This window comes from Kocuria rhizosphaericola (assembly GCF_044462205.1).
Lineage (GTDB): Bacteria > Actinomycetota > Actinomycetes > Actinomycetales > Micrococcaceae > Kocuria > Kocuria rhizosphaericola.
The window spans coordinates 22,189-47,308 of record NZ_JBISWK010000074.1 but is presented as its reverse complement, the minus strand read 5'-3'; the positions used below and the strand labels follow the sequence as shown (position 1 = coordinate 47,308).

Annotated in this window: 19 protein-coding genes and 1 tRNA gene; 11 read left to right on the top strand and 9 right to left on the bottom strand. The window is 74.0% G+C overall.

Annotated features, from left to right (window positions below):
* From ACH9D2_RS07780 to ACH9D2_RS07770, 3 genes are all read left to right on the top strand, one after another.
* A partial coding sequence (locus tag ACH9D2_RS07780; RefSeq protein ID WP_396362268.1) for a creatininase occupies positions 1–824 on the top strand: 824 nt, incomplete at its 5' end.
* 7 nt (positions 825–831) lie between these two features.
* Complete coding sequence (locus ACH9D2_RS07775) at positions 832–2,577, top strand: BCCT family transporter (RefSeq protein WP_396362267.1); 1,746 nt, start codon at positions 832–834, stop codon at positions 2,575–2,577.
* Between the two features lie 100 nt (positions 2,578–2,677).
* Complete coding sequence (locus ACH9D2_RS07770; protein ID WP_396362266.1) at positions 2,678–3,508, top strand: IclR family transcriptional regulator domain-containing protein; 831 nt, start codon at positions 2,678–2,680, stop codon at positions 3,506–3,508.
* Between the two features lie 10 nt (positions 3,509–3,518).
* On the opposite strand, the gene ACH9D2_RS07765 is transcribed toward ACH9D2_RS07770, so the two are convergent.
* Both ACH9D2_RS07765 and ACH9D2_RS07760 read right to left on the bottom strand, forming a co-directional pair.
* The gene (locus ACH9D2_RS07765) at positions 3,519–4,700 is read right to left on the bottom strand and encodes an acyl-CoA dehydrogenase family protein (protein ID WP_396362265.1); all 1,182 of its coding nucleotides are present in this window, start codon (positions 4,698–4,700) and stop codon (positions 3,519–3,521) included.
* Positions 4,697–5,371 carry a TetR family transcriptional regulator gene (locus ACH9D2_RS07760; protein WP_396362264.1) on the bottom strand — a complete coding sequence of 225 codons (675 nt, stop codon included), beginning with the start codon at positions 5,369–5,371 and terminating at the stop codon, positions 4,697–4,699. Before ACH9D2_RS07760 ends, ACH9D2_RS07765 begins: the two co-directional genes overlap by 4 nt.
* 124 nt (positions 5,372–5,495) lie before the next feature.
* Here ACH9D2_RS07760 and ACH9D2_RS07755 point away from each other — a divergent pair, with 124 nt between their 5' ends.
* The 7 genes from ACH9D2_RS07755 (at position 5,496) to ACH9D2_RS07725 (ending at position 13,807) form a co-directional block, all read left to right on the top strand.
* Positions 5,496–7,103, top strand: a complete 1,608-nt coding sequence (locus ACH9D2_RS07755) for a carboxyl transferase domain-containing protein (RefSeq protein WP_396362263.1) — start codon at positions 5,496–5,498, stop codon at positions 7,101–7,103.
* Positions 7,100–9,202: an ATP-binding protein gene (locus ACH9D2_RS07750; protein WP_396362262.1), complete on the top strand. Its 2,103-nt coding sequence runs from the start codon at positions 7,100–7,102 to the stop codon at positions 9,200–9,202. The genes ACH9D2_RS07755 and ACH9D2_RS07750 overlap by 4 nt, the downstream gene beginning before the upstream one ends.
* Positions 9,199–10,359, top strand: coding sequence for an acyl-CoA dehydrogenase family protein (locus ACH9D2_RS07745; protein ID WP_396362261.1), 1,161 nt, complete (start codon positions 9,199–9,201; stop codon positions 10,357–10,359). The genes ACH9D2_RS07750 and ACH9D2_RS07745 overlap by 4 nt, the downstream gene beginning before the upstream one ends.
* Before the next feature lie 10 nt (positions 10,360–10,369).
* The gene (locus ACH9D2_RS07740; RefSeq protein ID WP_396362260.1) at positions 10,370–10,858 is read left to right on the top strand and encodes a MaoC family dehydratase; all 489 of its coding nucleotides are present in this window, start codon (positions 10,370–10,372) and stop codon (positions 10,856–10,858) included.
* Between the two features lie 73 nt (positions 10,859–10,931).
* Entirely contained in the window at positions 10,932–11,753 is an 822-nt protein-coding gene (locus ACH9D2_RS07735; RefSeq protein ID WP_396362259.1) for an HpcH/HpaI aldolase/citrate lyase family protein, read from the top strand.
* Positions 11,754–11,828: 75 nt separating this feature from the next.
* A complete protein-coding gene (locus tag ACH9D2_RS07730) occupies positions 11,829–12,653 on the top strand; it encodes an electron transfer flavoprotein subunit beta/FixA family protein (RefSeq protein ID WP_396362258.1) in 825 nt (274 codons plus the stop codon).
* A 68-nt stretch (positions 12,654–12,721) separates the two neighbouring features.
* Entirely contained in the window at positions 12,722–13,807 is a 1,086-nt protein-coding gene (locus tag ACH9D2_RS07725; protein WP_396362257.1) for an FAD-binding protein, read from the top strand.
* 32 nt (positions 13,808–13,839) lie between these two features.
* Here ACH9D2_RS07725 and selB read toward each other — a convergent pair whose 3' ends face one another.
* From selB to ACH9D2_RS07710, 3 genes are all read right to left on the bottom strand, one after another.
* Complete coding sequence (selB, locus tag ACH9D2_RS07720; RefSeq protein WP_396362269.1) at positions 13,840–15,630, bottom strand: selenocysteine-specific translation elongation factor; 1,791 nt, start codon at positions 15,628–15,630, stop codon at positions 13,840–13,842.
* A 2-nt stretch (positions 15,631–15,632) separates the two neighbouring features.
* Positions 15,633–16,970 (bottom strand): L-seryl-tRNA(Sec) selenium transferase, encoded by a 1,338-nt coding sequence (gene selA, locus ACH9D2_RS07715; RefSeq protein WP_396362256.1) that lies wholly within the window; start codon positions 16,968–16,970, stop codon positions 15,633–15,635.
* Between the two features lie 36 nt (positions 16,971–17,006).
* Positions 17,007–17,101 (bottom strand) — tRNA-Sec (locus ACH9D2_RS07710).
* Between the two features lie 41 nt (positions 17,102–17,142).
* Between ACH9D2_RS07710 and selD the strand changes: the two genes are divergently transcribed.
* On the top strand, positions 17,143–18,153 hold the full coding sequence (selD, locus tag ACH9D2_RS07705) for a selenide, water dikinase SelD (protein WP_396362255.1): 1,011 nt from the start codon (positions 17,143–17,145) through the stop codon (positions 18,151–18,153).
* Positions 18,154–18,180: 27 nt separating this feature from the next.
* Here selD and nrfD read toward each other — a convergent pair whose 3' ends face one another.
* From nrfD to ACH9D2_RS07685, 4 genes are all read right to left on the bottom strand, one after another.
* Positions 18,181–19,275 carry an NrfD/PsrC family molybdoenzyme membrane anchor subunit gene (gene nrfD, locus ACH9D2_RS07700; RefSeq protein ID WP_396362254.1) on the bottom strand — a complete coding sequence of 365 codons (1,095 nt, stop codon included), beginning with the start codon at positions 19,273–19,275 and terminating at the stop codon, positions 18,181–18,183.
* Positions 19,272–20,267, bottom strand: coding sequence for a 4Fe-4S dicluster domain-containing protein (locus ACH9D2_RS07695; protein WP_396362253.1), 996 nt, complete (start codon positions 20,265–20,267; stop codon positions 19,272–19,274). Before ACH9D2_RS07695 ends, nrfD begins: the two co-directional genes overlap by 4 nt.
* A complete protein-coding gene (fdh, locus tag ACH9D2_RS07690) occupies positions 20,268–23,633 on the bottom strand; it encodes a formate dehydrogenase (RefSeq protein WP_396362252.1) in 3,366 nt (1,121 codons plus the stop codon).
* A 91-nt stretch (positions 23,634–23,724) separates the two neighbouring features.
* Complete coding sequence (locus ACH9D2_RS07685) at positions 23,725–24,966, bottom strand: heparan-alpha-glucosaminide N-acetyltransferase domain-containing protein (RefSeq protein ID WP_396362251.1); 1,242 nt, start codon at positions 24,964–24,966, stop codon at positions 23,725–23,727.
* Positions 24,967–25,120 lie beyond the last annotated feature (154 nt).

The following is a 25,120-nucleotide window of genomic DNA, read 5'->3' as shown; positions in this document are numbered from 1 at the left end:
CGGCGCCACCCGCGCTCCCGGACATCCCCTCACACGGAAGGTTCACGGTGGTCACCACCCGTTCTCTCGAAGACCTCGACGCCCACAGCTACCAGGACTACGTGGCCGGCGGCCGCGGAGTGGTGCTCATCCCCACCGGAGCCACGGAGCAGCACGGCCCGCACATGCCGATGGGGGTGGACGCGATGCTCTCGCGGGCGATCTCCGTGGCCGTGGCCGGCGAGATCGAGGCGCTCGTGGCACCGACCTTCTGCTACGGGTACAAGTCACAGCCCCGGTCGGGTGGCGGGAACCACCGGACCGGCACCACCAGCCTCTCGGCGCAGGCCCTGATCCTGCAGACCAAGGACGTCGTCCTGGGACTCCTCCAGGACGGCATCCGCCAGGTCGTGGTGATCAACGGGCACTACGAGAACTACCAGTTCCTCTACGAGGGACTGGACCTGGCGGTGCAGGAGGCCCGGTCCCTGGGCCTGGAGGACGCCAGGGCCATGCTCCTCTCGTACTGGGACTTCGTCGACGACGAGACCCTGGAGGCCGTCTTCCCGGACGGCTTCCTCGGATGGGACATCGAGCACGGCGGAGTGCTCGAGACCTCGTTGATGCTCCACCTGCACCCCGACAAGGTCGACATGTCACGGGCACCCGCCCATCCCCCCGCTGAACTGACCGCCTACGACGTTTTCCCCGAGGACCCGGCCCGTACCCCCGATTCGGGATGCCTCTCGTCTCCAGCAGGCGCCACCGCAGAGCGGGGCGAGCTGCTGCTCCACACCGTCCGTTCCGGCATCGTCCGGGCGGTCACCAGCGAGTTCGGGAAGTGAGAACCACATGAAGAAGACCGACGCCTCCGCGGCGGCCACCACCGAGGCCGTGACCGTGCCGCGGTTCCGGGGACGGAACCTGCCCGCCCTGGACCGGGCCGTCATCACGGTCCTTCCACCCCTGCTCATCATCGCCGTGCTGGTGGTGGTGACCATGAACCCGGACGGTGCCGCCGAGGCCATCTCCACGGCGCGCACCTTCGTCACCGGGAAGTTCACGTGGCTGTTCATCATCTACTCGCTCGTGGCGGTCGCCGTCTGCGTGTGGCTGGTCCTCAGTCGCATCGGCAAGGTCCGCCTCGGTGGTTCGGACGCCCGTCCGGAGCACGGCAAGTTCGCCTGGTACTCGATGCTCTTCGCCTGCGGACAGGGCATCGGCCTCATCTTCTGGTCTGTCGCCGAACCGATCCTGCTCCGGGACGACAATCCTGTGGTCCCCGAGGGCCAGGACGGCGCGGCCGAGGGTGCCATGGTGTGGTCCTACTTCCACTGGGGGTTCACCGCCTGGGCCATGTACTGCGTGGTGGCGGTCTGCCTCGCCTACTCCCACCACAACCTCGGCAAGACCCTCACCTTCCGTGAGGCCACGGTCGACATCCTGCCGAAGTGGTCCCAGCGCGGGGCCGGTGTGGTCGTGGAGCTGCTGGCCATCATGGCCACCGTCCTGGGCCTGGCCACGTCCTTCGGCTTCGCCGCCCTGCAGTTCAGCTCGGGGCTCGCGTCCTTCACCGGGATCTCCCCGAGCTCGGGCGTCTGGCTGCTGGTGATCCTGGGCCTGGCCGGGCTCACCGCCGCCTCGGCGTTCTTCGGCATCAACAAGGGCATGAAGCGGATCAGCGAGCTCAACTCGGTCCTGAGCATCGTGCTGCTCGTGGCCGTGTTCGTCTTCGGTCCCACGATCTTCCTCATCTCCAACATCACGCAGACCTTCGGCTCCTTCTTCGCCAACTTCATGGCAATGAGCTTCTGGACCGACGCCGGCACCGCGGGCCAGGACATCTCGACCTGGCAGGACAGCTGGAACGGCTGGTGGACCGTGTTCATCTGGTGCTGGGTCATCGCCTTCAGCCCGTTCGTCGCCGGCTTCATCGCCCGGATCTCCCGCGGACGCACCATCCGCGAGTTCGTCATCGGCGTCACGGTGATCCCCTCGCTGATCGTGATGGGGTGGATCGGGGTGATCGGCTCCGCCGCCCTGCACTACGACGACCGCAGCGACCGCGGCATCTCGGCCGCGGTCGCGGCGGACACCTCCAGCGGACTGTTCGTCATGCTGGAGTCCGTGCCCGTCATCGGCTCGCTGCTGCTCGTGGTGGCCACCGTGCTCGTCGCCACCTACTACGTCACCTCCCTGGACGCCGGTGCCCACGCCCTGGCCGAGTTCGTCTCCGCACCCCGCCGGGCCGGGCCGTTCTTCCGCGTGGTGCTCGTGGCGAGCATCGCCGCCGTGGCGGTCACGCTGCTCACGCTCGGTGGCACCGCGGTCGTCGACACGGTCCAGACCGGTACCATCATCGGGGCCTTCCCGTTCTCATTCGTCATCCTGTTGATGATCGCGAACCTGGTCCGCCGGCTGCTGACCCGCACCCCGGACACCGTGCGCCTGGAGCGGGAGGTCAACGACCCCTCGCCGGACGTGTCCGGCACCGGCGACAGCACAGTGGTCGAGCGGACGGCTCCGGAGCTCCCGGAACGGCGGGCCGGGATCGCGGTCGGCGCGGAGCCGGTCCCGGAAGCGCTCGCGCGCCCGTGACATCCGCGCACGTACCGGAGGCCGGACCGTGGAGCACGGTCCGGCCTCCCGGCCACGCTGCCGTGGTGGTGGCGCCCCGTGAAGGAGAATGAGAAGTCCTATGACACCGACATCCGAGAGCACGTCCTCGCGCGAGGCCCGCGCCGCGTCCGTCGTCTCCCACGCCCTGCACGTCCTGCGCTGCTTCTCCGTGGACGAACCGACGCTCGGGGTGACCGAGATCGCCGCCCGCGTGGGACTGCACAAGAGCACCGTCTCACGCCTCCTGGCCACCCTGGAGCAGGAGAACGTGGTGGAGCGCGATCCGCAGACGCGCCGCTACCGCCTGGGACTCGGCCTGATCTCCGTGGCCGGCCCGCTGCTCGCGGAACTGGACGAGCGGCGGGCGGCCTACCCGGTGCTGCTGGAGCTGACCGAGCAGACCGGTGAGACGAGCGCGCTGATGGTCTGGAGCGGCGACCAGGCCGTGTGCGTGGAGCAGATCCCCAGTCCTCGGCAGATCAAGCACACCACTCCGCTGGGCACCCGGTACAACACGGCGCTCAGCTCCTCGGTGCAGCTGTTCCTCGCGGAGCAGCCCCCGGAGCGGGTGCGGGCACTGCTCCTGTCCGGCATCGTCGAGCTGCCCGATCCCACCGAGGCGAGCATCGGCGGCTACGTGGAGTCCCTGCGTCAGGTCGTCGACGAGGGGGTGGCGGTCAACTACGGCAAGACGTCCATGGACGAGGTCGGCGTCTCCGCTCCCGTCCACGACCACCGGGACCGGATGGTCGCCGCCGTCATGGTCGCGGCACCGCGCTACCGCGTCACGCCCGAACAGGCCGAGCTGCTCTCGTCCGCCGCCGTGGCGGCGGCCCGGGAGGTGTCCCAGCGGCTCGGAGCCTCTCCGGCGGCCCGCCGGAACGGCCGTGCGTCCCTGGAGGCGAGCTGACCCCCGCGCCTCAGGCCTCGGCGGCCACGGCCCGCCCGATGGTGTCCCGCAGGATCTCGCTGGTGCCCCCGAAGATCGTCAGCAGCCGGGACGCGAGATACGCCTGCGCCACGGGGTAGTCGAGGATGTAGCCGTACCCGCCGTGCAGCTGGAGGCACCGGTCCGTGACGGACTTCGCCCGCTCGCCGGCCCAGTACTTGGCCTTGGACGCCTCGACCACGTCGAGGGCCCCCGCGTTGAACGCGTGCACCGCCCGCCGCACGTAGGCCTCGGTGACCTCCACCTCGACCGTCAGCTCCGCGAGCTCGAACCGGGTGTGCTGGAAGTCGAGCACCCGGGAGCCGAAGGCCGTGCGCTCGCCGGTGTACCGGAGGGTGCTCTCCAGGGTCGAGCGCGCGACGGCGACCGCGGCCACGGCGACCGCCAGCCGCCCCTGGGGCAGCGCCTGCTGGATCTGCCGCAGTCCGCAGCCCTCCGCCCCGACGAGGTTCGCGGCGGGGACCCGGACGTCCTCGAAGAACAGCTCGGCGGTGTCCGAGGCCTTGATCCCCATCTTGTCGAGCTGCTTGCCGGTCTCGTAGCCGGCGGAGTCCGCCTTGTGCACCAGGAACAGGCTGAAGCCGTCCTCCCCGGCGCGCCCGGTCCCTCCGTCCGTGCGCGCCAGGACCAGGGCGGCGTCCCCGCTGATCCCGTTGCCGATGAACGTCTTCTGGCCGGTGAGCACCCACTCCTCGCCGTCGCGCACGGCCCGGGTGCGCACCCCGCGCAGGTCCGAGCCCGCGCCCGGCTCGGTCCAGGCCACGGAGGTGACGAGCTCCCCCGTGAGCATCCGCGGCAGCCACCGCTGCTTCTGCTCGTCGGTGCCGTGGGCGAGCACGTGGGGCAGCACCCAGTCGTCGTGCAGGTGCAGGGCCAGGGCCACGCCGAGGGCTCCCTGCCGGACCAGCTCCTCGTCGAGCACGGCGCGGAACCGGTAGTCCGTGAGGCCCATGCCCCCGAACTCCTCGGGCACGGCGAGACCGAGCAGCCCCGCCTCGCCGGCGGCCGTCCACAGGGTGCGGGGCATCATGTGCTGGGCGTCCCACTCGGCGTAGTGCGGCGCCACCTCGCGGGTCGTGAACTCGCGGGCCACCTCGCGGAACTCTTCGTGCTCCTCCTCGTAGAAGGGCTGGACGGCCGGGGTCTCGGTCACGGGGTGCCTCCTGTGCTGGTGGGGTCCGGGTCGAACGCGGTGCGCAGCGCGGCCCAGGCCATCTCCTCGAGGGCGGCCCGGGCGATGTCGAGCCGTCCCGCGTCCTGCGGGGTGCGCAGCCGGTGCGCCGTCCGCAGGGAGTGGGGGGTCGAGTTGATGAGCCCGAAGGCGGCCTGGGCGCGCAGGGTGAGCTCCGCGACGTCGCGCGCGGGGGCCAGCTCGCGCAGGACGTCCACCCACAGCGTCACGTAGCCGCGCTGCAGGGCGCGGACCGCGTGGCGGTCCTCCTCGGTGAGGTTCGGCAGCTCCCGGTCCTGCACCACGATCACGGCGGGGCGGTTCAGCGCGAACTCCACCTGGAAGGAGATCAGTGCCCGCAGCCGCCGGCCCGGATCGGGGGAACGGTCCACGACCTCGCGGCCCCGGTCGAGCAGGTCGTGGCTGACCTCGAGCAGGATCGCGCCCAGAACCGCCTGCTTGCTCGGGAAGTGCCGGTAGACCGCGGGCCCGCTGATCCCCACGGCCGCGCCGATGTCGTCGATCGAGACGCCGGCGAAACCGCGCTCGGCGAGGAGCGTCGCGGAGGTGGCGAGCAGGTCCTGTCGCCGCTGGGCCTTGGCCTGTCCGCGCACGGTGGTGGGCGGGCGGGGGTTGCGCTCGGTCTGGGCCACGGGACCTGCTCTCGGGGTCGGATGTCCTGGACATTCTAGTGAGTCATCACTAACCTGAACTCCAAGTTAGTCGAGATTAACCGAAATGGCATCTCCGGCTGCGGGCCCGGAACGGAGGGGACGGATGCGCGTGCTGAGCACCCAGGTCGATCCGGGCGGCGCGGAGTTCGCCGCCAACGCCGCCGCCCAGGAGGGGCTGGCCGAGGAGCTCGCCCGGCGCCTGGAGCGGGCGGCGCAGGGCGGACCGGAGGCCTCCCGGGAGCGGCACGTGGCCCGGGGCAAGGTGCTGCCGCGCGAGCGGGTGGAGCACCTCCTGGACGAGGGCAGCCCGTTCCTGGAGATCGGTGCCCTGGCCGCGGAGGGAATGTACGACGACGAGTGCCCGGCGGCCGGCATGATCGCCGGGATCGGCCTGGTCCACGGCCGGCAGGTGCTGGTCGTGTGCAACGACGCCACGGTCAAGGGCGGCACCTACTACCCCATGACGGTCAAGAAGCACCTGCGCGCCCAAGAGATCGCCCTCGAGAACCGGCTGCCCTGCGTCTACCTCGTCGACTCCGGCGGGGCGTACCTGCCGCTGCAGGACGAGGTCTTCCCGGACCGGGAGCACTTCGGGCGGATCTTCTACAACCAGGCCACCCTCTCGGCGGCGCGGATCCCGCAGATCGCGGCCGTGCTCGGCTCCTGCACCGCGGGCGGGGCCTACGTCCCGGCGATGAGCGACGAGACCGTGATCGTGCGCGAGCAGGGCACCATCTTCCTGGGCGGCCCGCCGCTGGTGAAGGCCGCCACCGGGGAGGAGGTCACCGCCGAGGAGCTCGGCGGCGGGGACCTGCACGCCCGCACGTCCGGGGTGGTCGACCACCTCGCCGAGAACGACGTCCACGCCCTGCAGATCGTCCGGGACATCGTGGCGACCCTGCCGCCGCCGGGCCCGCGGGCCTGGCCGGTGGCGGAGGCCGAGTTCCCGGCCGTGGCCGAGGACGAGCTCCCCGGGGCGGTGCCGGTGGACCCCAACTCCGGCTACGACGTGCACGAGGTCATCGCCCGGCTCGTGGACGGCAGCCGCTTCTCCGAGTTCAAGGCCGAGTACGGCACCACGCTGGTCACCGGCTTCGCTCACGTCCACGGCCACCCCGTGGGGATCGTGGCCAACAACGGAGTGCTCTTCGGGGAGTCGGCGATGAAGGGCGCGCACTTCATCGAGCTGTGCGACCAGCGGGGGATCCCGCTGCTGTTCCTGCAGAACATCACCGGGTTCATGGTGGGCCGCGACTACGAGGCCGGCGGCATCGCCAAGCACGGCGCCAAGATGGTCACCGCCGTGGCCACCACCCGGGTGCCGAAGCTGACCGTGGTGATCGGCGGCTCCTTCGGGGCCGGCAACTACTCCATGTGCGGGCGGGCCTACTCCCCGCGGTTCCTGTTCCTGTGGCCCCAGGCGAGGATCTCGGTGATGGGCGGGGCCCAGGCCGCCTCGGTGCTGGCCACCGTGAAGGCCGACCAGCTGGCCGCCCGCGGGCAGGAGTGGGACCCGGCCGAGCGCGAGGCGTTCATGGCGCCGATCAGGGCCCGGTACGAGGCCCAGGGCAGCCCCTGGTACTCCACCGCGCGGCTGTGGGACGACGGCGTGATCGCCCCGGCGGACACCCGGGAGGTGCTCGGGCTGGCCCTCGAGGTCTGCTCCCGCACCCCGCTGCCCGAGCCCGCCTTCGGCCTCTTCCGGATGTGATCCCTGTGACCACCAGCACGCCCCCGCACCGCTTCGACGTCGTCCTCGTGGCCAACCGCGGGGAGATCGCCCGCCGGATCCTCCGCACGCTCAAGGCGCTGGGGATCCGCTCGGTCGCGGTCTACAGCGCGGCCGACCGCGACGCCGTGCACGTGCGCGAGGCCGACGTGGCCGTGTGCGTGGGCCCGGCCGCCCCGGCGCAGAGCTATCTGCGCGTCGACGCCGTCGTCGCCGCCGCGAAGGCCACGGGCGCGCAGGCGATCCACCCCGGCTACGGCTTCCTGTCCGAGAACGCCGCCTTCGCCCGGGCGTGCGCTGCCGCCGGGATCGTGTTTATCGGTCCCGGCGCCGAGGCCCTCGAGATCATGGGCGACAAGATCCGCGCCAAGCGCCACGTGGCCGCCTCCGGCGTCCCGACGATCGCCGGGGTCTCGGAGGCCGGGCTCGACGACGACGCCCTGGTCGCCGCGGCCACCGGGATGGACTTCCCCGTCCTGATCAAGCCCTCGGCCGGCGGCGGCGGCAAGGGGATGCACGTGGTCCGCGCCCCCGGGGACCTGCCGGAGACCCTGGCCACGGCCCGCCGGGTGGCCGCGGCCGCCTTCGGGGACGACACCCTGCTCCTGGAGCAGCTCGTGGAGTCCCCCCGGCACATCGAGGTGCAGGTCCTCGCCGACGCCCACGGGAACGTCATCCACCTGGGCGAGCGCGAGTGCTCCCTGCAGCGGCGGCACCAGAAGGTCATCGAGGAGGCGCCCTCGCCGCTGCTGGACCCCGCCACCCGGGAGCGGATCGGGCGGGCGGCCTGCCAGGTGGCCCGGTCCGTGGGCTACACCGGCGCGGGCACGGTGGAGTTCCTGGTGCCCGCCGCCCAGCCCGAGACCTTCTTCTTCATGGAGATGAACACCCGCCTGCAGGTGGAGCACCCCGTCACCGAACTGGTCACCGGCGTGGACCTCGTGGCGCAGCAGCTCCGCGTCGCCGCGGGGGAGCCGCTGGCCCTGGCGCAGGAGGACGTGGTGCTCACCGGCCACGCGGTCGAGGCCCGGCTCTACGCCGAGGACCCCGCCCGCGGCTTCCTGCCCACCGCCGGGACCGTGCTGGCGCTGGAGGAGGCCTCGGGCCCGGGGATCCGGGTGGACTCCTCGCTGGCGCCGGGCCTGACGGTGGGCTCGGACTACGACCCGATGCTCGCCAAGGTCGTCGCCTGGGGTGCCGACCGGGGCCAGGCCCTCGACCGGCTCGACCTGGCCCTGGCCGAGACGGTGGTCCTCGGCGTCGGCACCAACACCGAGTACCTGCGCGCCCTGCTCGCCGATCCCGGCGTCCGCGCCGGGGACATGGACACCACCCTCATCGAGCGGCGCCTGCCGGAGCTGGAGTTCACGGCCCCCGACGAGTCCCACTTCGCCGCCGCGGCCGCGTTCCTCGCCCGGCACCACCCTGCCGATCCGCGTCCCGCCGGGGACACGAGCCCCTGGTCCCGCCCGGACGGCTGGCGGGCCGCCGGCCGCGCCCGGCCCGCGGTGGTGCTGGCCCACGGGCTCGAGGAGCCGCGCCGCACCGTCGTCGTCCCCGCCGTGCGCCTGAGCCCGCTGCCGGGCCGTCCGGCCGCGCACCTGCTCGAGGTCCGCGGCACGTCGCGGGTGGTCCACGTCGCCGCCGCTCCTGACGGGGACAGGGTCTGGGTGGGCGAGGACGGCTTCGCGGTGGAGCTCGAGGTCCTGTCCCGCGAACGGCAGCTCGAGCGGGCGCTGGCCGCCCTGGAACGCACGGCCGGGCCCGCCGCCCCGGAGCTGCACTCGCCCATGCCCGGCACCGTCGTCGCCGTTCCCGCGGCCACCGGGGAGCGGGTCGCCGAGGGGCAGACCGTGGTGGTGGTCGAGGCCATGAAGATGGAGCACCGCCTGACCGCCCCGACCGCCGGCACCGTCGAGGTCTCCGTCCGGGCCGGCGAGCAGGTGCGGCTGCACCAGCTGCTCGCCCGCGTGGTCCCCGACGTCGTCCCGGAGGACGCCCGCGAGGCGCCCGGCGCCCACCCGCAGGACGATTCCCGCCCGACCGACTCCCGCCCGACCGACCAGGAGCACAGCGCATGAACTTCGAGCTCGACGAGGAGTACCAGGACCTCTCCGACACCGTCCGCGACTTCGCCGACGAGGTGATCGCCCCCGTCTCCGCGGGGTACGACGCGGCCCACGAGTTCCCCTACGACATCGTGGCGCAGATGGGCGAGATGGGCCTGTTCGGCCTGCCCTTCCCCGAGGAGTACGGGGGGATGGGCGGGGACTACTTCGCCCTGTGCCTGGCGCTGGAGCAGATCGCCCGGGTCGACCAGTCCGTGGCCATCACCCTCGAGGCGGGGGTCTCCCTGGGCGCCATGCCGATCTTCCGCTTCGGCACCGAGGAGCAGAAGCAGCGGTGGCTCCCCGACCTCGCCACGGGCCGGGCGCTCGCCGGGTTCGGTCTCACCGAGCCGGAGGCCGGCTCCGACGCCGGCGGCACCCGCACCACCGCGAAACGGGAGGACGGGCAGTGGGTGGTCAACGGCGCCAAGGAGTTCATCACCAACTCCGGCACGGACATCACCCGGCTGGTGAACGTCACCGCGGTCACCGGCACCACGGAGCTGGCGGACGGGCGGACCAGGAAGGACATCTCCACGATCATCGTCCCCACGGACACCCCCGGCTTCCGCGCCGAGAAGGCCTACGACAAGGTCGGCTGGAACTCCTCGGACACCCACCCGCTGTCCCTCCAGGACGTCCGGGTGCCCGAGGAGAACCTGCTGGGGGAGGAGGGCCGCGGCTACGCCAACTTCCTGTCCGTCCTCGACGAGGGCCGCATCGCCATCGCGGCCCTGGCCACGGGCGCGGCCCAGGGCTGCGTCGAGGAGTCCGTGCGCTACGCGCAGGAGCGGCAGTCCTTCGGCCGCCCCATCGGGGCGAACCAGGCCGTGTCCTTCAAGATCGCCCGCATGCAGGCCCGCGCCCACACCGCGCGGCTGGCCTACTACGACGCCGCCTCCCGGATGCTCGCCGGGCGGCCGTTCAAGACGCAGGCCGCGATCGCCAAGCTCGTGGCCGGGGAGGCCGCGATGGACAACGCCCGGGACGCCACCCAGGTCTTCGGCGGCTACGGGTTCATCAACGAGTTCCGGGTGGCCCGCCACTACCGGGACGCCAAGATCCTCGAGGTCGGCGAGGGCACCACCGAGGTGCAGCTCATGCTCATCGCCCGCGAGCTCGGACTCTGAGGAGGCGGCCGTGAGCGAGGAGCGCAAGGTGGTCCGCCAGCGCGGGCTGTGGTTCGAGGAGTTCGAAGTGGGCACGGTCTACGAGCACGCCCCGGGGCGGACCGTCACCGAGGCGGACAACGTGCTGTTCACGACCCTCACCATGAACACCCAGTCCCTGCACCTGGACGCCGCGTGGTCCGAGCGCCAGCCCTTCGGCCGGCGGCTCGTGAACTCCATGTTCACCCTCTCGACCATCGTGGGGGCGTCCGTGGCCCAGCTGACCCAGGGCACCATCGTGGCCAACCTCGGCTTCGAGGAGGTCGCCTTCCCGCACCCGCTCCACCACGGGGACACCCTGTACTCGTCCTCCGAGATCCTCGGTGCCCGTCCCTCCTCCTCCCGGCCCGGGCAGGGGATCGTCCGGGTCAAGCACGTGGGCCGCAACCAGGAGGGCGTCGTCGTCGCCGAGTGCACCCGCTCGGTGCTCATGTGGTCCCGCGACGCCGCCCCGCAGTGACGTCCCGCAGTGACGTCCCGCTACGACGTCCCGCAACGAGTTCCCGCAACGACATCCCGGTGAAGGAGCCCCGATGACCGATCCGTTCGCCCTCGGCCCGGCCCTGCTGTTCTGCCCGGCCGACCGCCCCGAGCGCTACGCCAAGGCCGCCGAGCGCGCCGACGCCGTGATCCTCGACCTCGAGGACGCGGTGGCGCCGTCCGCCAAGCCCGCCGCCCGGGACGCCCTCGTGGCCACGCCCCTGGATCCCGCCCGCACCGTCGTGCGGATCAACGCCGAGGACACCGAGGACTTCGCCCACGACCTCGTCGCCCTGCGGCACACCGGGTACACCACCGTGATGCTGCCCAAGGCCGCCTCCGCCGAACGGCTCGCCGTCGCCGCGGAGCTGGGCCTGCACCGCGTCGTCGCCCTGTGCGAGACCGCGGAGGGCGTGGTCAACGCCGCCGAGATCGCCCGGTCCCCCAACGTGGTCGCGCTGATGTGGGGCGCCGAGGACCTCGTGGCCTCGCTCGGCGGCAGCTCGTCCCGGCGGCGCGACGGCGCCTACCGGGACGTGGCCCGCCACGCCCGCTCCGCCGTCCTGCTCGCCGCGGGCGCCGCGGGCCGGCCCGCGATCGACGCGGTGCACGTCGACATCGCCGACCGCGACGGACTGCGCGAGGAGGCCCTCGACGCCGTGGCCGTCGGCTTCGCGGCCACCGCCTGCATCCACCCGGGACAGGTCGAGACCATCCGCGCCGCCTACCGGCCCGACGCCGAGGAGGTCGAGGCCGCCCGCGAGCTGCTCGACGCCGCCCGCCGCGCCCCCGGCGTCTTCACGTTCCGCGGGCGGATGGTCGACGAGCCCGTGATCCGCCACGCCGAGCGCCTCGTGCGCCGGGCGGACGCCTGAGCAGCCCGTCCGCCCCGCCCGTCCCGTCCGCCCCGCCCGTCCCGTCCGCCCCGCCCGTCCCGTCCGGAGGAGACCATGAGCCAGCCCCTGACGATCGTCGTCCCCGTCAAGCACGTCCCCGACGCCGCGGGAGCCCGCGTCCTCGCCGGGAGCCCGCCCCTGCTCGACCGCGCCTCCGGGATCCTCTCCGAGCTCGACGAGTACGCGCTCGAGGCCGCCGTGCAGCTCGTCGAGACGCACGGCGGCGCAGGAGCCGGGCACCGCGTGCTGGCGCTCACCATGGGCCCGGCGGGCGCGACGGACGCGCTCAAGCGCGCCCTCCAGCTGGGCGCCGATGCCGGGTTCCACGTGCTCGACGACGCCCTCGCCGGCTCCGACGCCTGGGCCACCGCCCGCGTGCTCGCCGCCGCGGTCGAGCGGATCGCCCGGGCCGAGGACCGCACCGTGGACCTCGTGCTCACCGGCATGGCCTCCACCGACGGCGAGACGTCCCTGGTCCCCGGTCAGCTGGCCGAGCGGCTCGGTCTCGCCCACGTCGGCTTCGCGAGCTCTCTGGCGCTGGCCGAGGACGGCGCCTCGCTCACCGCCACCCGGCACACCGAGACCGAGGCCCTCCAGGTCCTCGCGGACCTTCCCGCGCTCGTGGCCGTGACCGACCAGGTCAACACCCCGCGCTACCCCAACTTCAAGGCGATCGTGGCGGCCAAGAAGAAGCCCGTGCAGATGTGGTCGGTCGCCGACCTCGGCCTGGACGCCGGCGCCGTGGGCCTCGCGGGCTCGCTCACCGAGGTGCTCGACGCCGTGCCCCGTCCACCCCGGGGCGCCGGGGAGGTCGTGGTCGACGAGGGCGAGGGCGGCATCCGCCTCGCCGAGTACCTCGTGGCCCAGAAGCTCGTCTGAGCACCCGGCCGCACCGCGCCGGACCCCTTGACGTGTGCGCCCGCTCGACGGGCAGGAGGAGGACGACCATGACCAGTACGACGACCACCGCCCTGGTGGTGCTGGGCGGCACGGACCGGCTGCGCCGCGCCGACCGGGAGCTGCTCGTGCTCGCGGGCACCCTGGGCGCGACGCACGTCGTCGTGCCCGCCGCGCCCGACGACGCCCTGCTCGACGAGCTCGCCGCCCACGCGGTGGCCACCGTGCACGCCCCGGAGGGCGGGCCCGGTGACCGGCTCACCACGCCCGCGGTCGCGCTCGCGGCGGCCGCCGCCCGGGAGACCGGGGCGCGGGTGCTCCTGCTCGCCGGCACCCCCGAGGCCAAGGACGTCGCCGCGCGCCTGGGCGTGCGGCTCGAGGCGGGGGTGCTCACCGACGTCGTGGCCCTCGACGCCGACCTCGTCGCCACCAAGTCGGTCCTCGCCGGGGGATGGACCACCCGGTGCCGGGCCACGAGCCCGGTGCTGATCGCGACCGTCCGGCCCAACTCGGTCGAGCTCCCCGCCGATGTCCCCGCCGATGTCGCTGCCGACGCCCCCGCTGACGTCACCACCGGCGCCCCCGGCGCGGAGCAGACCGGCGCGGAGCAGCCCGGGGCGCGGCGCCCGCGGGTGCGCACGCACGCGCTCGAGGACACCGTGCCCGCGGCGCGGGTGGTGGGGCGGGCCGAGCTGCCCGCCTCGGGGCGCCCGGCTCTGGGCGAGGCGCGCGTGGTCGTGGCCGGCGGCCGCGGCACGGGCGGGGACTTCGGCCCGCTCGAGGAGCTCGCGGACGCCCTCGGCGGGGCGATCGGCGCCTCCCGGGCGGCGGTGGACGCCGGGTGGATCGGCCCCGAGGCGCAGGTGGGACAGACCGGGCGCACCGTCTCCCCGCAGCTCTACGTCTCGTGCGGGATCTCCGGGGCCGTCCAGCAGCGCGCGGGGATGCAGACGGCGGGAACGATCGTGGCCGTGAACAAGGACGAGCAGGCGCCGGTCTTCGAGATCGCCGACCTCGGGATCGTAGGGGATCTCCGGAAGGTGCTGCCCCAGGCGGTCGGGCACCTCCGCGCGCTGCGCGGGGAGCAGGCCCAGCCCGGCCGGAGGAGGTCCTCCGGGCGTGGGCCCGGGAGCTGATCCGCACCGCCTTCCGTGGGGCGGGATCCTGGTCAGCGGGCCACCGTGCGATGGCCGGCGTCCAGCCTCCGGGTCCAGCCGCGGGCGTCGAGGTGCTCGAGCAGCGGGATCGCGACGCGCCGGGTGGTGCCGAGCGCCTGGCGCGCCTGGCTCGTGGTGAAGGGCTGCGGCAGCCGGGCGAGCTCGCGCATCGCCAGAGCGGGGGCGGTGGGGAGCAGCACGACACCGTCCCCCAGGCGGAGCAGCCGTCCGGCCCGCTCGGCCGCGGCGAGCTCACGGGCGCCGAGCCGGAGCGCCGTCAGGTCGTCGGCCTCCGGGCTTCGGAAAGGTTCGGCTCCGAGTCGTCGTTCCAGCTCGAGCACAGCGGTCTCGTGGGCGCCGAGGCCACCGCGATGGTGCGGGGAACGGATGTGCCCGCCGTCCTGCTCCAGGCCGGCGCCGCGGACCACGGGCTCGACCAGCCCGGCGTCCGGCAGCGCGAGCAGGTCGCGGGCGGCGCCCCGCGAGAGACCCGCAGCCAGGGGATCCCGGGCGTGCAGCTCGTCCACGGCGGTGCGCAGCCGCTGCGTCCAGGAGTCGAGCACGGGCGCGTGCACCCACCAGTCGCCGAGCACACGCACGCCGCCCGGCGGGGCGGCGCCATCGGCGGGCAGCAGCCCGAGGCGGTGGAGGTGCTGCTGCCGGACCGCGCCGCGGCGGGCCACTTCCCCGAGGACGTCCCCGCGGACGTCCATGCCGGCGAGCCGGGCGGCACGGCGCGCCCGGTCGCCGCGCCGCCCCAGCTCGGGCGGATCGGCGTCGAGGACCTGGGCCCCGCCGAGCACCGAGCGGCTGCCGGGGTCGCGGAGCACCAGGCGGTCGCCGAGGACCAGGGGCAGGGGCCGGTCGAGGACCAGCCGGGCGTGGTCGTCGTCGAACGGGCTCAGCCGGGCGGGCACCGCCGCGGTGCCGGCATGCACCACGAGGTGCTCCGCCGTGGCCGTGAGGGCGGGTCCCGTGCTGCGGCGGACGTCGAGGACGCCGGTGAGCGGCCACGTCCCGGGGGTGACCAGGGCGTCCCCGCGGTGGACGTCCTGGGCGGACACCCCGCGCAGGTTCAGCGCCACGCGGGTGAACGGCTCCAGCGCGGTGCACGGCCTGTTGCGGCTGTGCATGCCCCGGACCGCGACCGGCTGGGCCCCGCCGTGGCCGAGCAGCTCCAGCCGGTCGCCCTGCCGGAGCGTTCCCGTGGTCAGCGTGCCGGTCACCACCGTGCCGGAACCGGTGATCGTGAAGGACCGGTCCACCCACAGCCGCAGCCGCCCGGCGTCGGGCGCGGGCGCCCGTGCCAGGACGTCGTCCAGGGCGGCGCGCAGCTCGGTCAGGCCCGTGCCCTCGAGGGCCGAGACGGTGACCACGGGTGCGTCGTGCAGACCGGTCCGGGCCAGCTCCGCGCGGACCTGGGCGAGCACCGCATCGGTGCCCCCGGGGGCCCGGTCGGCCCGGGTGAGCACCACCACGCCGTGCTCGATGCCCAGGGCCGCGACGGCGTCGCGGTGGTCGCCGGACTGGGCCTGCCACCCCTCATCGGCGGCGACCACGAAGCAGACGACGGGCGCCGGGCCGAGTCCGGCGAGCATGTTGCCGAGGAAGCGCTCGTGGCCCGGGACGTCCACGAAGGCCACGTCGCGCCCGGACGGCAGGGTGGTCCAGGCGTAGCCCAGGTCGATGGTCAGCCCGCGGCGGCGCTCCTCCTCCCACCGGTCGGGCTCCATGCCGGTGAGGGCCCGCACCAGGGTGCTCTTGCCGTGGTCGACGTGCCCGGCCGTGGCGACGACGTGCACGCTCACCGGGTCCGTCCGGCGTCGGAACCGGAGCCGGCGAGGGCGGCCAGGGCCGTGCGCACCGCCGCGCGCAGGCGCTCGTCGTCGGACTCGGGCACGCAGCGCAGGTCGAGCAGGCACGCGTGGTCGTGGACCCGGGGGAGGACGGCGGGGCGACCGGTGCGCAGCAGGGGGGCCGCAGCCTCGGGCAGCCGCACCGCCCATCCCGGCAGGGGCACGCCGGGCGCACCGCCACCGCCGACCCGGCCGTCGTGGGCGACCACCGGTGCGCCGACGGCCGCGGCGAGCCGTTCGGCCCGTCCGCGGAGGCGGTCCGGGTCCGCGTGCAGCGCCTGGACGACCGGGGCGGGCCCGCCGGCGAGCGTGGCCTCCAGTGCGGCGAGCGCGAGCTTGTCGGCACGGACCGCGCGGGCAAGGGGGTGGGCGGCCATCCGGGCGACGACGTCCGAGCTGCCGAGCACCAGCCCGGCCTGCGGGCCGCCGAGCAGCTTGTCGCCGCTGGCGATGACGATGTCGGCGCCGCCGTCGAGGGCGGCGGCGGCGTCGGGCTCCCCGGGCAGGTGCGGGTCGGGGGTCAGCAGCCCGCTGCCGAGGTCGGCCACGAGGGGCACGCCGTGGGCGCGGGCCAGCGGCCGCAGCTCCCCGACCTCGACGGCCGCGGTGAATCCCTCCAGCCGGAAGTTGCTCGGGTGCACCTTGAGGATGCACCCGGTCTCCGGGCCGACCGCCTCGGCGTAGTCGCGCAGGTGGGTCCGGTTGGTCGTGCCCACCTCGCGCAGCCGGGCACCGGTCGACTCGATCAGCTCCGGCAGCCGGAAGCCGGCCCCGATCTCGACGAGCTCGCCGCGGCTGATCACGACCTCGCGGCCGGCGGCCAGGGCCGTGGTGGCCAGCACCAGCGCGGCCGCGCCGTTGTTGACCACCAGCGCGTCCTGGGCCGGGGGACAGGCGGCGAGCAGGGCCGCCCGGGCACCGGCGCCGCGGCGGGAGCGGGTGCCTGTCACCAGGTCGAGCTCCACGTCGACGTACCCGCCGGCCGTGCGCAGCGCCTCGACGGCGGCCGCGGACAGCGGGGCGCGACCCAGGTTGGTGTGCACGACCACGCCCGTGGCGTTGAGCACCGGTGTCAGGGTGGACGCGGAGCGGGCCTCGAGCGCGGCGAGCACCGCCGGCTCGACGTCCTCGGGGGCGAGCTCACCACGCCGGGCCCGGTCCTGCGTCTCGCGCACCAGGGCACGGACGACGCCCTCGCTCAGCCGGTCGCGGGCCCGGCGGACGGGCGGCAGCGCCATGAGCTGGTCGGTGCGCGGGATCAGACGACGCGGGTCGTCCAGGGCCACAGTTCCTCCTCGTCGCGCGGGGCGCGTGGCAGAAGTTGGCGGAGGCGGACGGGAATCGAACCCGCCAGGCCGAGGTGCTCGGCCTCACCGGTTTTGAAGACCGGGGGGCCCACCAGGACCCGGACGCCTCCGCCACCCAACCTAGCACCGCCTCCACCAGTAGGCTGACAGGGTGAACTCCACCCAGACCTCGGCCGGTCAGGCCGACGCCCTCCGTCTGACCGGCTTCGCCCACGGCGGCGGATGCGCCTGCAAGATCCCTCCCGGTGAGCTCGAGGACGCGGTCCGCGGCCTCACCGGCCAGTCGGGGGCCGGCGTGCTGGTCGGACTCGACGACGGCGACGACGCCGCGGCCGTCCTGGTGCGCGACGACCTCGCGGTGCTGTCCACCGCCGACTTCTTCACCCCGGTCGTCGACGACGCCTACGACTGGGGCCGGATCGCCGCCGCGAACGCGCTGTCGGACGTCTACGCCATGGGCGGGCGCCCGGTCATGGCGATCAACCTCGTGGGCTGGCCCCGGGAGGCGCTCCCGATGGAACTGCTGACCGAGGTGCTCCGCGGCGGTCTGGCGGTCGCCTCCGAGGCGGGCTGCCCCGTGATCGGGGGGCACTCCATCGACGATCCGGAACCCAAGTACGGCATGGCCGTGACCGGCGTGGCCCACCCCGACCGGCTGCTGCGCAACGACGCCGCCGTGCCGGGGCTGCCCCTCACCCTCACCAAGCCGATCGGCGTGGGACTGCTCAACAACCGGCACAAGGCCACCGGCGAGGTGTTCGCCGAAGCGGTCGCCACGATGACCCGGCTCAACCGGGACGCGGCCGAGGCGGCGCTGGCGGCCGGGGCCCGGGCTGCCACGGACGTCACCGGCTTCGGCCTGCTCGGGCACCTGCACAAGATGTGCCGTGCCTCCGGGATCGGCGCGGTGCTCGACCGGGGGGCCGTGCCCCTCGTCGAGGGGGCCCAGGAGGCGCTGCGGGACGGCTACGTCTCCGGCGGGACCCGCCGCAACCTCGACTGGGTGCGTCCCCACCTGCGGTCCGCGGCCGGTGTCACCGAGGACGACCTGCTGCTGCTGGCCGACGCGCAGACCTCGGGCGGCCTCCTGGTGGTCGGCGAGGTGCCCGGCCACCCCGTGATCGGCCACACGGTCGCCGGGGCCGGCATCGCGGTGCGCTGAGCCCCGCTCCGGGGCGGCGCCGGGTGGTCAGCCGGCCGTGGTGATCGAGTCGTCGGTGATCCCGGCGGCGCGACGCGCGGCCAGCCGCGCCTTCTGCGGCTCGATCGTGTAGCGCGGATCCTCGGCCGAGTGCATACCGGCCTCCAGCACGGCGAACCGGGTCAGGGCCGACGAGGCCAGCAGCGCCAGCCCCGAGACCGCAGCGACGGCCCGGTGCCGTCCGCCCAGCAGCGTACCGAGACCGCCGGCGACCGCCAGCCGCTCGCTCCACGCCAGCATGACCCCGGGCTGGCCGTGGTGCAGCGGCTCCGCCGCCACCGGGTCCATCCGGCGCTCCATCACCTTGGTGGCGATCAGTTCTCCCGCCACGCCCAGCACGGCGAGCCGCCGGGCGGGGCCGGCCTGACCGACCGACGTCGTGACCATCGCCAGACCGCCCGAGGCGAGGCTCGCCGAGCTCACGAAGACGAACGCCAGGTCCTCGCGGGCGGCGTTCCACGTGGGAGTGGCCGTGTCGGAGAGCAGGACCGCGGTGTAGGCGGCCAGCGGGCCGGCGAGGACGGCCGCCTCGATCCCGGCGGGTCCCTCCACGGCGCGCAACACCGGGCGCAGCGGGCCCAGTGGCAGGCGGGACCCGGTCATCCGGTCGACCTCGGCCGCGACCGCGGTCCCCATGCCGGCCCCGAACGCGCTGAGGATCCACGTGCCCATGCTCATCGGGGAGGTCGGCTTGAACGTGCGCAGCATGTGCAGGAAGCGCTCCGGGCGCCCGAGATCCGCGACCAGGGCCGCCCCGCCGAGACCGAGGGCGGTCACCGAGCCCAGCCGGGCGTTGCGGCGCAGCTCCTCCCGGCCGGTGAGCTGAGCGCCGAGCGCGAGCAGGGCCGACCCGCCGGCCACGCCGCCGAGGAACAGGTACGCGGCGACCTCGTGGCCCCAGGGCGCCGGCTTGACCACCGGGCGCCCGTAGTAGGAGCCGAAATCCGGCTCCGGGACCATCGGCATCTCACGGGAGCCGTCACCGCCTCCGCCCTGCCCGGCGCCCCGTCGTCGTGGACCGTCCCGGCGGCGGCGTCGCGGCGGCTCGGGCGGACGGTAGCTGTCGAACTCGGAGAGGCTCACGAGCGGCCTCCCGCGAAGGCCACGGCGGCGGCGGCGAGCATGCCCGCCGCGGCCAGACCGGCCCGCTGGTACATCCGGGGCAGGTCCGCGGTCGGCACCCGCGGGTCGGGCGGGAGCCCGTAGACCTCCGGCTCGTCGAGCAGCAGGAACACCGACCCGGTGCCGCCGACGCCGTCGAGCTCGTTGGCGCCGTAGAGCCTGGCCTCCGTGCGGCCCTGGGCGTGCATCTCGGCGACCCGGTGCCGGGCCTGGTCCACCATGTCCTCGTGCTCGCCGTACTTGATCGACGTCGTCGGGCAGGTCTGCGCGCACGCGGGCGTCTGGTCGTCCACCATCCGGTCGTAGCACAGGGTGCACTTCTGGGCGACGCCCACGTTCGGCACCTCGGGCTTCCCCGGCTGCCCGTCCCGCTTCGTCCGGGGCGCTGCCGTGCCGTCGGTGCGCCGCTCGATCACGCCGAACGGGCAGCCCGCCACGCAGGTGCCGCACCCGTTGCACACGTCGTCCTGCACCACCACGGTGCCGTGCTCGGTGCGGAACAGCGCCCCGGTGGGACACACGTCGAGGCACCCGGCGTGCGTGCAGTGCTTGCAGACGTCGGAGGACATCAGCCAGCGGAACTCCGGGGTGTCCGGTGGGGTGGTGTCCTCGGACGCCGGCTGCGGGCGCGCCTCGGGCGGGCCGACGCGCGGCATGCCCAGGCTCACGAGCTTGCGCCCGGACTCGCGGGCCTCCTCGATGCGCTCGCCGTCCTGCTCGACGAACGCCACGTGCCGCCAGGTGCTGGCGCCCAGGGAACCGGTGTTGTCGTAGGAGGACTCGAGCAGCCGGAGATCCCCGTCCTGGGGGTTGTCGTTCCACTCCTTGCAGGCCACCTCGCAGGCCTTGCACCCGATGCAGATCGAGGTGTCCGTGAAGAAGCCCTTCCGCGCGTGCTGGTGCTCCCAGTTCGCGTCGGCGGCGGGGTCGGTCGGTCCGGCCAGCTGGCCCATCTAGGTCTCCCTCGTCGGGTCGGTGGTCGGGTCGGTGGTCGGGTCGGTGGTCCGATCGGGGCCCGGCGAGCCGCCGGGCCGGTCGATCCGGGTGTTGCCGGTCTCCACGGTGGCGCCCGCGCGCGACTGGTACTCCAGGACCAGGTCGAGCAGCTCGGGACCCCGCGGCCGGCGGCCCGGGCGGATGTGGCACGAGCCCACCTTGGAGTCCTGGATCTGCACGTTGGGCTCCAGCGTCAGGCCCAGCAGGTCGTTGGCGGAGTCGCCGCTGACCACGGCGTCGTCGCCCACGCCCCAGTGGTACGGGAGCCCGATCTGGTGCACGGTTTGTCCGCGCACCACGAGCGGGGTCATCCGGTCGGTGACGAGCACCCGGACCTCGATCGCCGCCCGGGGCGAGACGATCGTGGCCCAGCCGTACGGCTCCAGCCCGCACTCGGCGGCCAGCTCGGGGGAGACCTCGCAGAACATCTCCGGCTGCAGCTCCGAGAGGTACGGCAGCCAGCGGCTCATGCCGCCGGCGGTGTGGTGCTCGGTGAGCCGGTAGGTGGTGAACACGTAGGGGTACACGTCCGCCCCCGGGGTCCCGGCGCTCGGGGCGCTGAGGTTGTCCTCGCGGGCGAACAGCACCCGGGAGGGGTTGCGCTGCTGGGTGTACAGGGCGTTGGCGACCGGTGACTCCTGCGGCTCGTAGTGCGTGGGCAGCGGTCCGTCCAGCACGCCCTTGGGCGCGAACAGCCAGCCCTTGCCGTCGGCCTGCATGATGAACGGGTCGTCACCGGCCAGCGCGGCCGCACCCCCGGTGTCGGGGTCGGGGCGCGTGCCCGGGGCGAGGTGGAGCGGGAAGTCGGGTACGTCGTCCCCGACCCACCGGTTCTGCTCCTCGTCCCACCAGACGAACTTCTTGCGCTCGCTCCACGGCCTGCCCTCGGGATCGGCTGAGGCGCGGTTGTAGAGGATCCGGCGGTTGGCCGGCCACGCCCAGCCCCAGTCCGGGGCGCTGGGTCCCTGCTCCTGGCCTGGGGTGCGGGCGGCCGCGTGGTTGACGCCGTCGGCGTAGACCCCGGTGTAGATCCAGCAGCCGCCGGAGGTCGAGCCGTCCGCGCGCATCTCGGTGTACGAGGACAGCGGGCGCCCGGCGTCCGGGCCGGTGAGGTGGCGGCCGTTGATCTCTGCGAGCACTGCCTCGGGGTCCGGCTCGCCGTGCTCGTCGACGGGGTAGTCCCAGGTGAGGTCGAGCAGCGGACGGTCGCGCTCGTCGTCGGACCCGGCCAGCCGCTCCCGGATCCGCCGGCCCAGCTCGAAGAAGAACTGCAGCTCGCTCTGGCACTCGCCCGGCGGCGCCACGGCCTGGTGGCGCCACTGCAGCAGCCGCTGGGTCTGCGTGAACGTGCCCGACTTCTCCACGTGCGTGGCCGCGGGCAGGAAGAACACCTCGGTCTCGATGTCCTCGGTGCGCAGCTCGCCCGAGGCGATCTCCGGGCCGTCCTTCCACCAGGTCGCCGACTCGATGAGGTTGAGGTCGCGCACCACCAGCCACTTGAGGTGGGACATGGCCGTGCGCTGCATCCGGCCGTTGGAGGATCCCACGGCCGGGTTCTGGCCGAGCAGGAAGTAGCCCTCCACCTCGTCGTCGAGCATGCTCGTCAGCGTCTGGAAGGTGCCGTGGGCGCCGGTGAGGCGCGGCAGGTAGTCGTAGGCCCAGTCGTTGTCCGCGGTGGCCGCGTCCCCCCACCAGGCCTTGAGCAGGCTCGTCGTGTAGGCGTCGGCCTCGGTCCAGTAGCCCTTCTGCTTCTTCGACGCGATCGCGGCCAGGTAGTCGTCGAACGTGTCGTGGGTGCCGGCCACCGGCATCGGCAGGTAGCCGGGCAGCAGGTTGAACAGCGTCGGGATGTCGGTCGAGCCCTGGATGCTGGCGTGCCCGCGCAGGGCCATGATCCCGCCGCCGGGGCGGCCCATGTTGCCCAGCAGCAGCTGCAGGATCGCGGCGGTGCGGATGTACTGCGCGCCCAGGCTGTGCTGCGTCCAGCCGACCGCGTAGGCGAAGCACGTGGTCCGCTCGCGCCCGGAGTTCTCGGTGATGGAGCGGGCCAGGTACGCGAAGTCCTCGGGGTCGATGCCGCAGACCTCCTGCACCATCTCCGGGGTGTAGCGCGTGTAGTGCCGCTTGAGGATCTGGAACACCGTCCGGGGGTCCTGCAGGGTGTCGTCGCGCTTCATGCGGGCGTGCTCCATCGGGGCGCCGCCGCTGCCGAGCTGCTGGCCGGCGGCCTCGTCCACCGCCTCGGCCGCGTCCTCGGGGTCGCCCGCGGGCGCGTCCACCTGGCCGTCGTCGTCCCCGGAGCCGTCCTCGTTCTCGTCGTAGGCCCACGACGACATGTCGTACTGGCCGGTCTCCGGGTCGAACCCGGAGAACAGGCCGTCGAGGTCCTCGGCGTCACGGTAGTCCTCGTTCACGATCGTGGCCGCGTTGGTGTAGGCGCGCACGTACTCCTCGAACCACAGGTCCTGGGCCAGCACGTGGTTGATCAGCGCCCCGAGCAGGACGATGTCCGACCCGGCCCGGATCGGGACGTGCTTGTCGGCGACGGCGGACGTGCGGGTGAAGCGCGGGTCCACGTGGATGACCCTCGCGCCGCGGGCCTTGGCCTCAGTCACCCACTGGTAGCCCACCGGGTGGCACTCGGCCATGTTGGAGCCCTGGATGACGATGCAGTCGGCGTTGGCCATGTCCTGCAGGGACTGCGTGGCGCCGCCACGTCCGAACGAGGCTCCCAGACTGGGAACCGTCGAGGAGTGTCAAATACGGGCCTGGTTCTCGATCTGGATCGCTCCCGCGGCGGTGAAGAGCTTCTTGATCAGGTAGTTCTCTTCGTTGTCCAGCGTCGCGCCGCCCAGGGAGGCGAAGCCCATCGTGCGGCGCAGCGACCGGCCCTGCTCGTCGGCGTCCTGCCACCCGTTGCGCCGGGCCTCGAGGACGCGGTCGACCACCATGTCGACGGCGGTGTCGAGGTCCAGCCGCTGCCACTCGGTGGCCCGGGGCGCGCGGTAGAGGACCTCGGTCTGCCGGCCGGGCGCGTTGACCAGCTGCTCGCTGGCCGAGCCCTTCGGGCACAGGCGGCCGCGGGAGATCGGCGAGTCGGGGTCGCCCTCGATCTGGACGACCTTCTCGTCCTTGACGTAGACCCGCTGGCCGCAGCCGACCGCGCAGTACGGGCACACACTCTGTACGACCCGGTCGGCGGTGCTCGTGCGCGGGGCTGTCGCCCGGGTGCGCTCCGACGTCACCGCCGGGCCGCGACCGAGAAGGTCGCCCGAGCGGATCTGACGGAGGACCGGCCACTCCAGAGGACTGAATCTTGCCATGGGAGGAGCATAGCCCGCCGGGCCGCCGTGTGGCAGGGGCCACACCGGTGGGGTGTCGCGTGCGCGCACGCCGGCCGGCGCGCAGGACCCTCTAGGCCCGCTCGGACCCCACCGTCCGGGCGGGGGCGCCGAGCACCAGGCGGCGGGTGCCGCGGACGGCGGCCGTGACGCCCCGCTCGAGGGGGCCCTGGCCGAACGTCCTCTGCCACAGCACGGCGAAGGCCGCGGCCACGACCACGTGCACGGCGAACCAGAGCAGGCGGTCGTCGTAGTGGACCGTCGTGGCCAGCGCGAGCAGGTGGGCCGAGTACAGGGTCAGGGTGCGCCCGCCCATGGCCCCCAGCGTGGTCCACAGCCGGTTCGGGCGCGCGACGAGCAGGAAGAGCCCCAGCACGGCCAGGCCGGTGCCCAGATCCATCAGCAGGGTCACCGGGGTGTTGCTGTGCGGGCCGGGGGTGAGCAGCCACCACCAGGTGGAGGTGGGCAGGTCGGGGTCCGGGCCCCAGACGATGATCTCGTCGATCTGGTCCTCGCTCAGCCACGGGGTGTGCCGCATCAGCTGGTCGTAGCCGCCGGCCTGCAGGACCAGCACCCAGTAGACGAACCACGCGCCGAGCGCCAGGACCACGCCGGTCACGGCGATCCGGACCCGCACCACGGCCTCGTGCAGATCGGTCCGGCCGAGGAGCAGACCGGCGCAGAGGTAGGTCAGATAGGGCACGGCCGGGTAGGTCCCGGTCAGCAGCACCTGGGCCAGGGTGGCGCCGGGATCCGCGAGCACGCTGCCGAGGGTGGGGTTGACGACCGCGGGCTGGGGCAGGGCCGGGCCGAGGACGTGCACGAGCACGGGGCCCAGGACCGCGAAGACCGCCGCACCGGCGGCCAGCGTGCGGCGCCGCAGGCCCAGCAGCGGGACGGCGAGCAGGAAGAACGCGCCGTAGTAGACGAGGATGCCCAGCGCGGGCGCCGGCGACGGCATGACCTGGTTGATCGCCAGGCCGACCGACGTGATGAGCAGGGCCCGGACCACCAGCCCGGCGCGGATGGCGGCGAGGGCCCGGCCCTGGTGCGGGGCGCGCCCGCCCGAGGAGAACGCCAGGCTCAGCCCGGCCAGCAGCGCGAACAGCGCCGCGGCGCGCCCGCCGAACAGGCTCCACTGCAGGGTGGGCTCGAAGGTCTCGGGGTCGTGGACGGGCAGGATGTGGACCGCGATCATGCCGATCAGTGCCAGGCCGCGGGCGGCGTCAACGGCGACGAGGCGGGGTCTGCGGACGGGCGCCGCGCCGGTCGTGCGGGTCGTGCCGGCGGCGGGGGCTTCGGACGTTCGGCTCATGGGTTCTCCGGGGGGCGGGGCGCGGGGGCGTGACCGCTGCCGGCGGGGACCGGCGGGCCGTGCGCGGGGGTGCAGGGGGTGCGCGTGGACGGGGGCGGCTCGCGGGGATCCGATCGGCCGGGGTGGGGCGCCCGGCCGGTCCCGGGGGCGGGAC

What these genes read in the sequence shown, in the direction of transcription:
- ACH9D2_RS07775 (WP_396362267.1), top strand. Translation starts at nt 832, where the DNA reads ATGAAGAAGACCGACGCCTCCGCGGCGGCCACCACCGAGGCCGTGACC.
- ACH9D2_RS07770 (WP_396362266.1), top strand. Translation starts at nt 2,678, where the DNA reads ATGACACCGACATCCGAGAGCACGTCCTCGCGCGAGGCCCGCGCCGCG.
- ACH9D2_RS07755 (WP_396362263.1), top strand. Translation starts at nt 5,496, where the DNA reads ATGCGCGTGCTGAGCACCCAGGTCGATCCGGGCGGCGCGGAGTTCGCC.
- ACH9D2_RS07745 (WP_396362261.1), top strand. Translation starts at nt 9,199, where the DNA reads ATGAACTTCGAGCTCGACGAGGAGTACCAGGACCTCTCCGACACCGTC.
- ACH9D2_RS07735 (WP_396362259.1), top strand. Translation starts at nt 10,932, where the DNA reads ATGACCGATCCGTTCGCCCTCGGCCCGGCCCTGCTGTTCTGCCCGGCC.
- ACH9D2_RS07730 (WP_396362258.1), top strand. Translation starts at nt 11,829, where the DNA reads ATGAGCCAGCCCCTGACGATCGTCGTCCCCGTCAAGCACGTCCCCGAC.
- ACH9D2_RS07725 (WP_396362257.1), top strand. Translation starts at nt 12,722, where the DNA reads ATGACCAGTACGACGACCACCGCCCTGGTGGTGCTGGGCGGCACGGAC.
- ACH9D2_RS07695 (WP_396362253.1), bottom strand. Translation starts at nt 20,267, where the DNA reads ATGGGCCAGCTGGCCGGACCGACCGACCCCGCCGCCGACGCGAACTGG.
- ACH9D2_RS07685 (WP_396362251.1), bottom strand. Translation starts at nt 24,966, where the DNA reads ATGAGCCGAACGTCCGAAGCCCCCGCCGCCGGCACGACCCGCACGACC.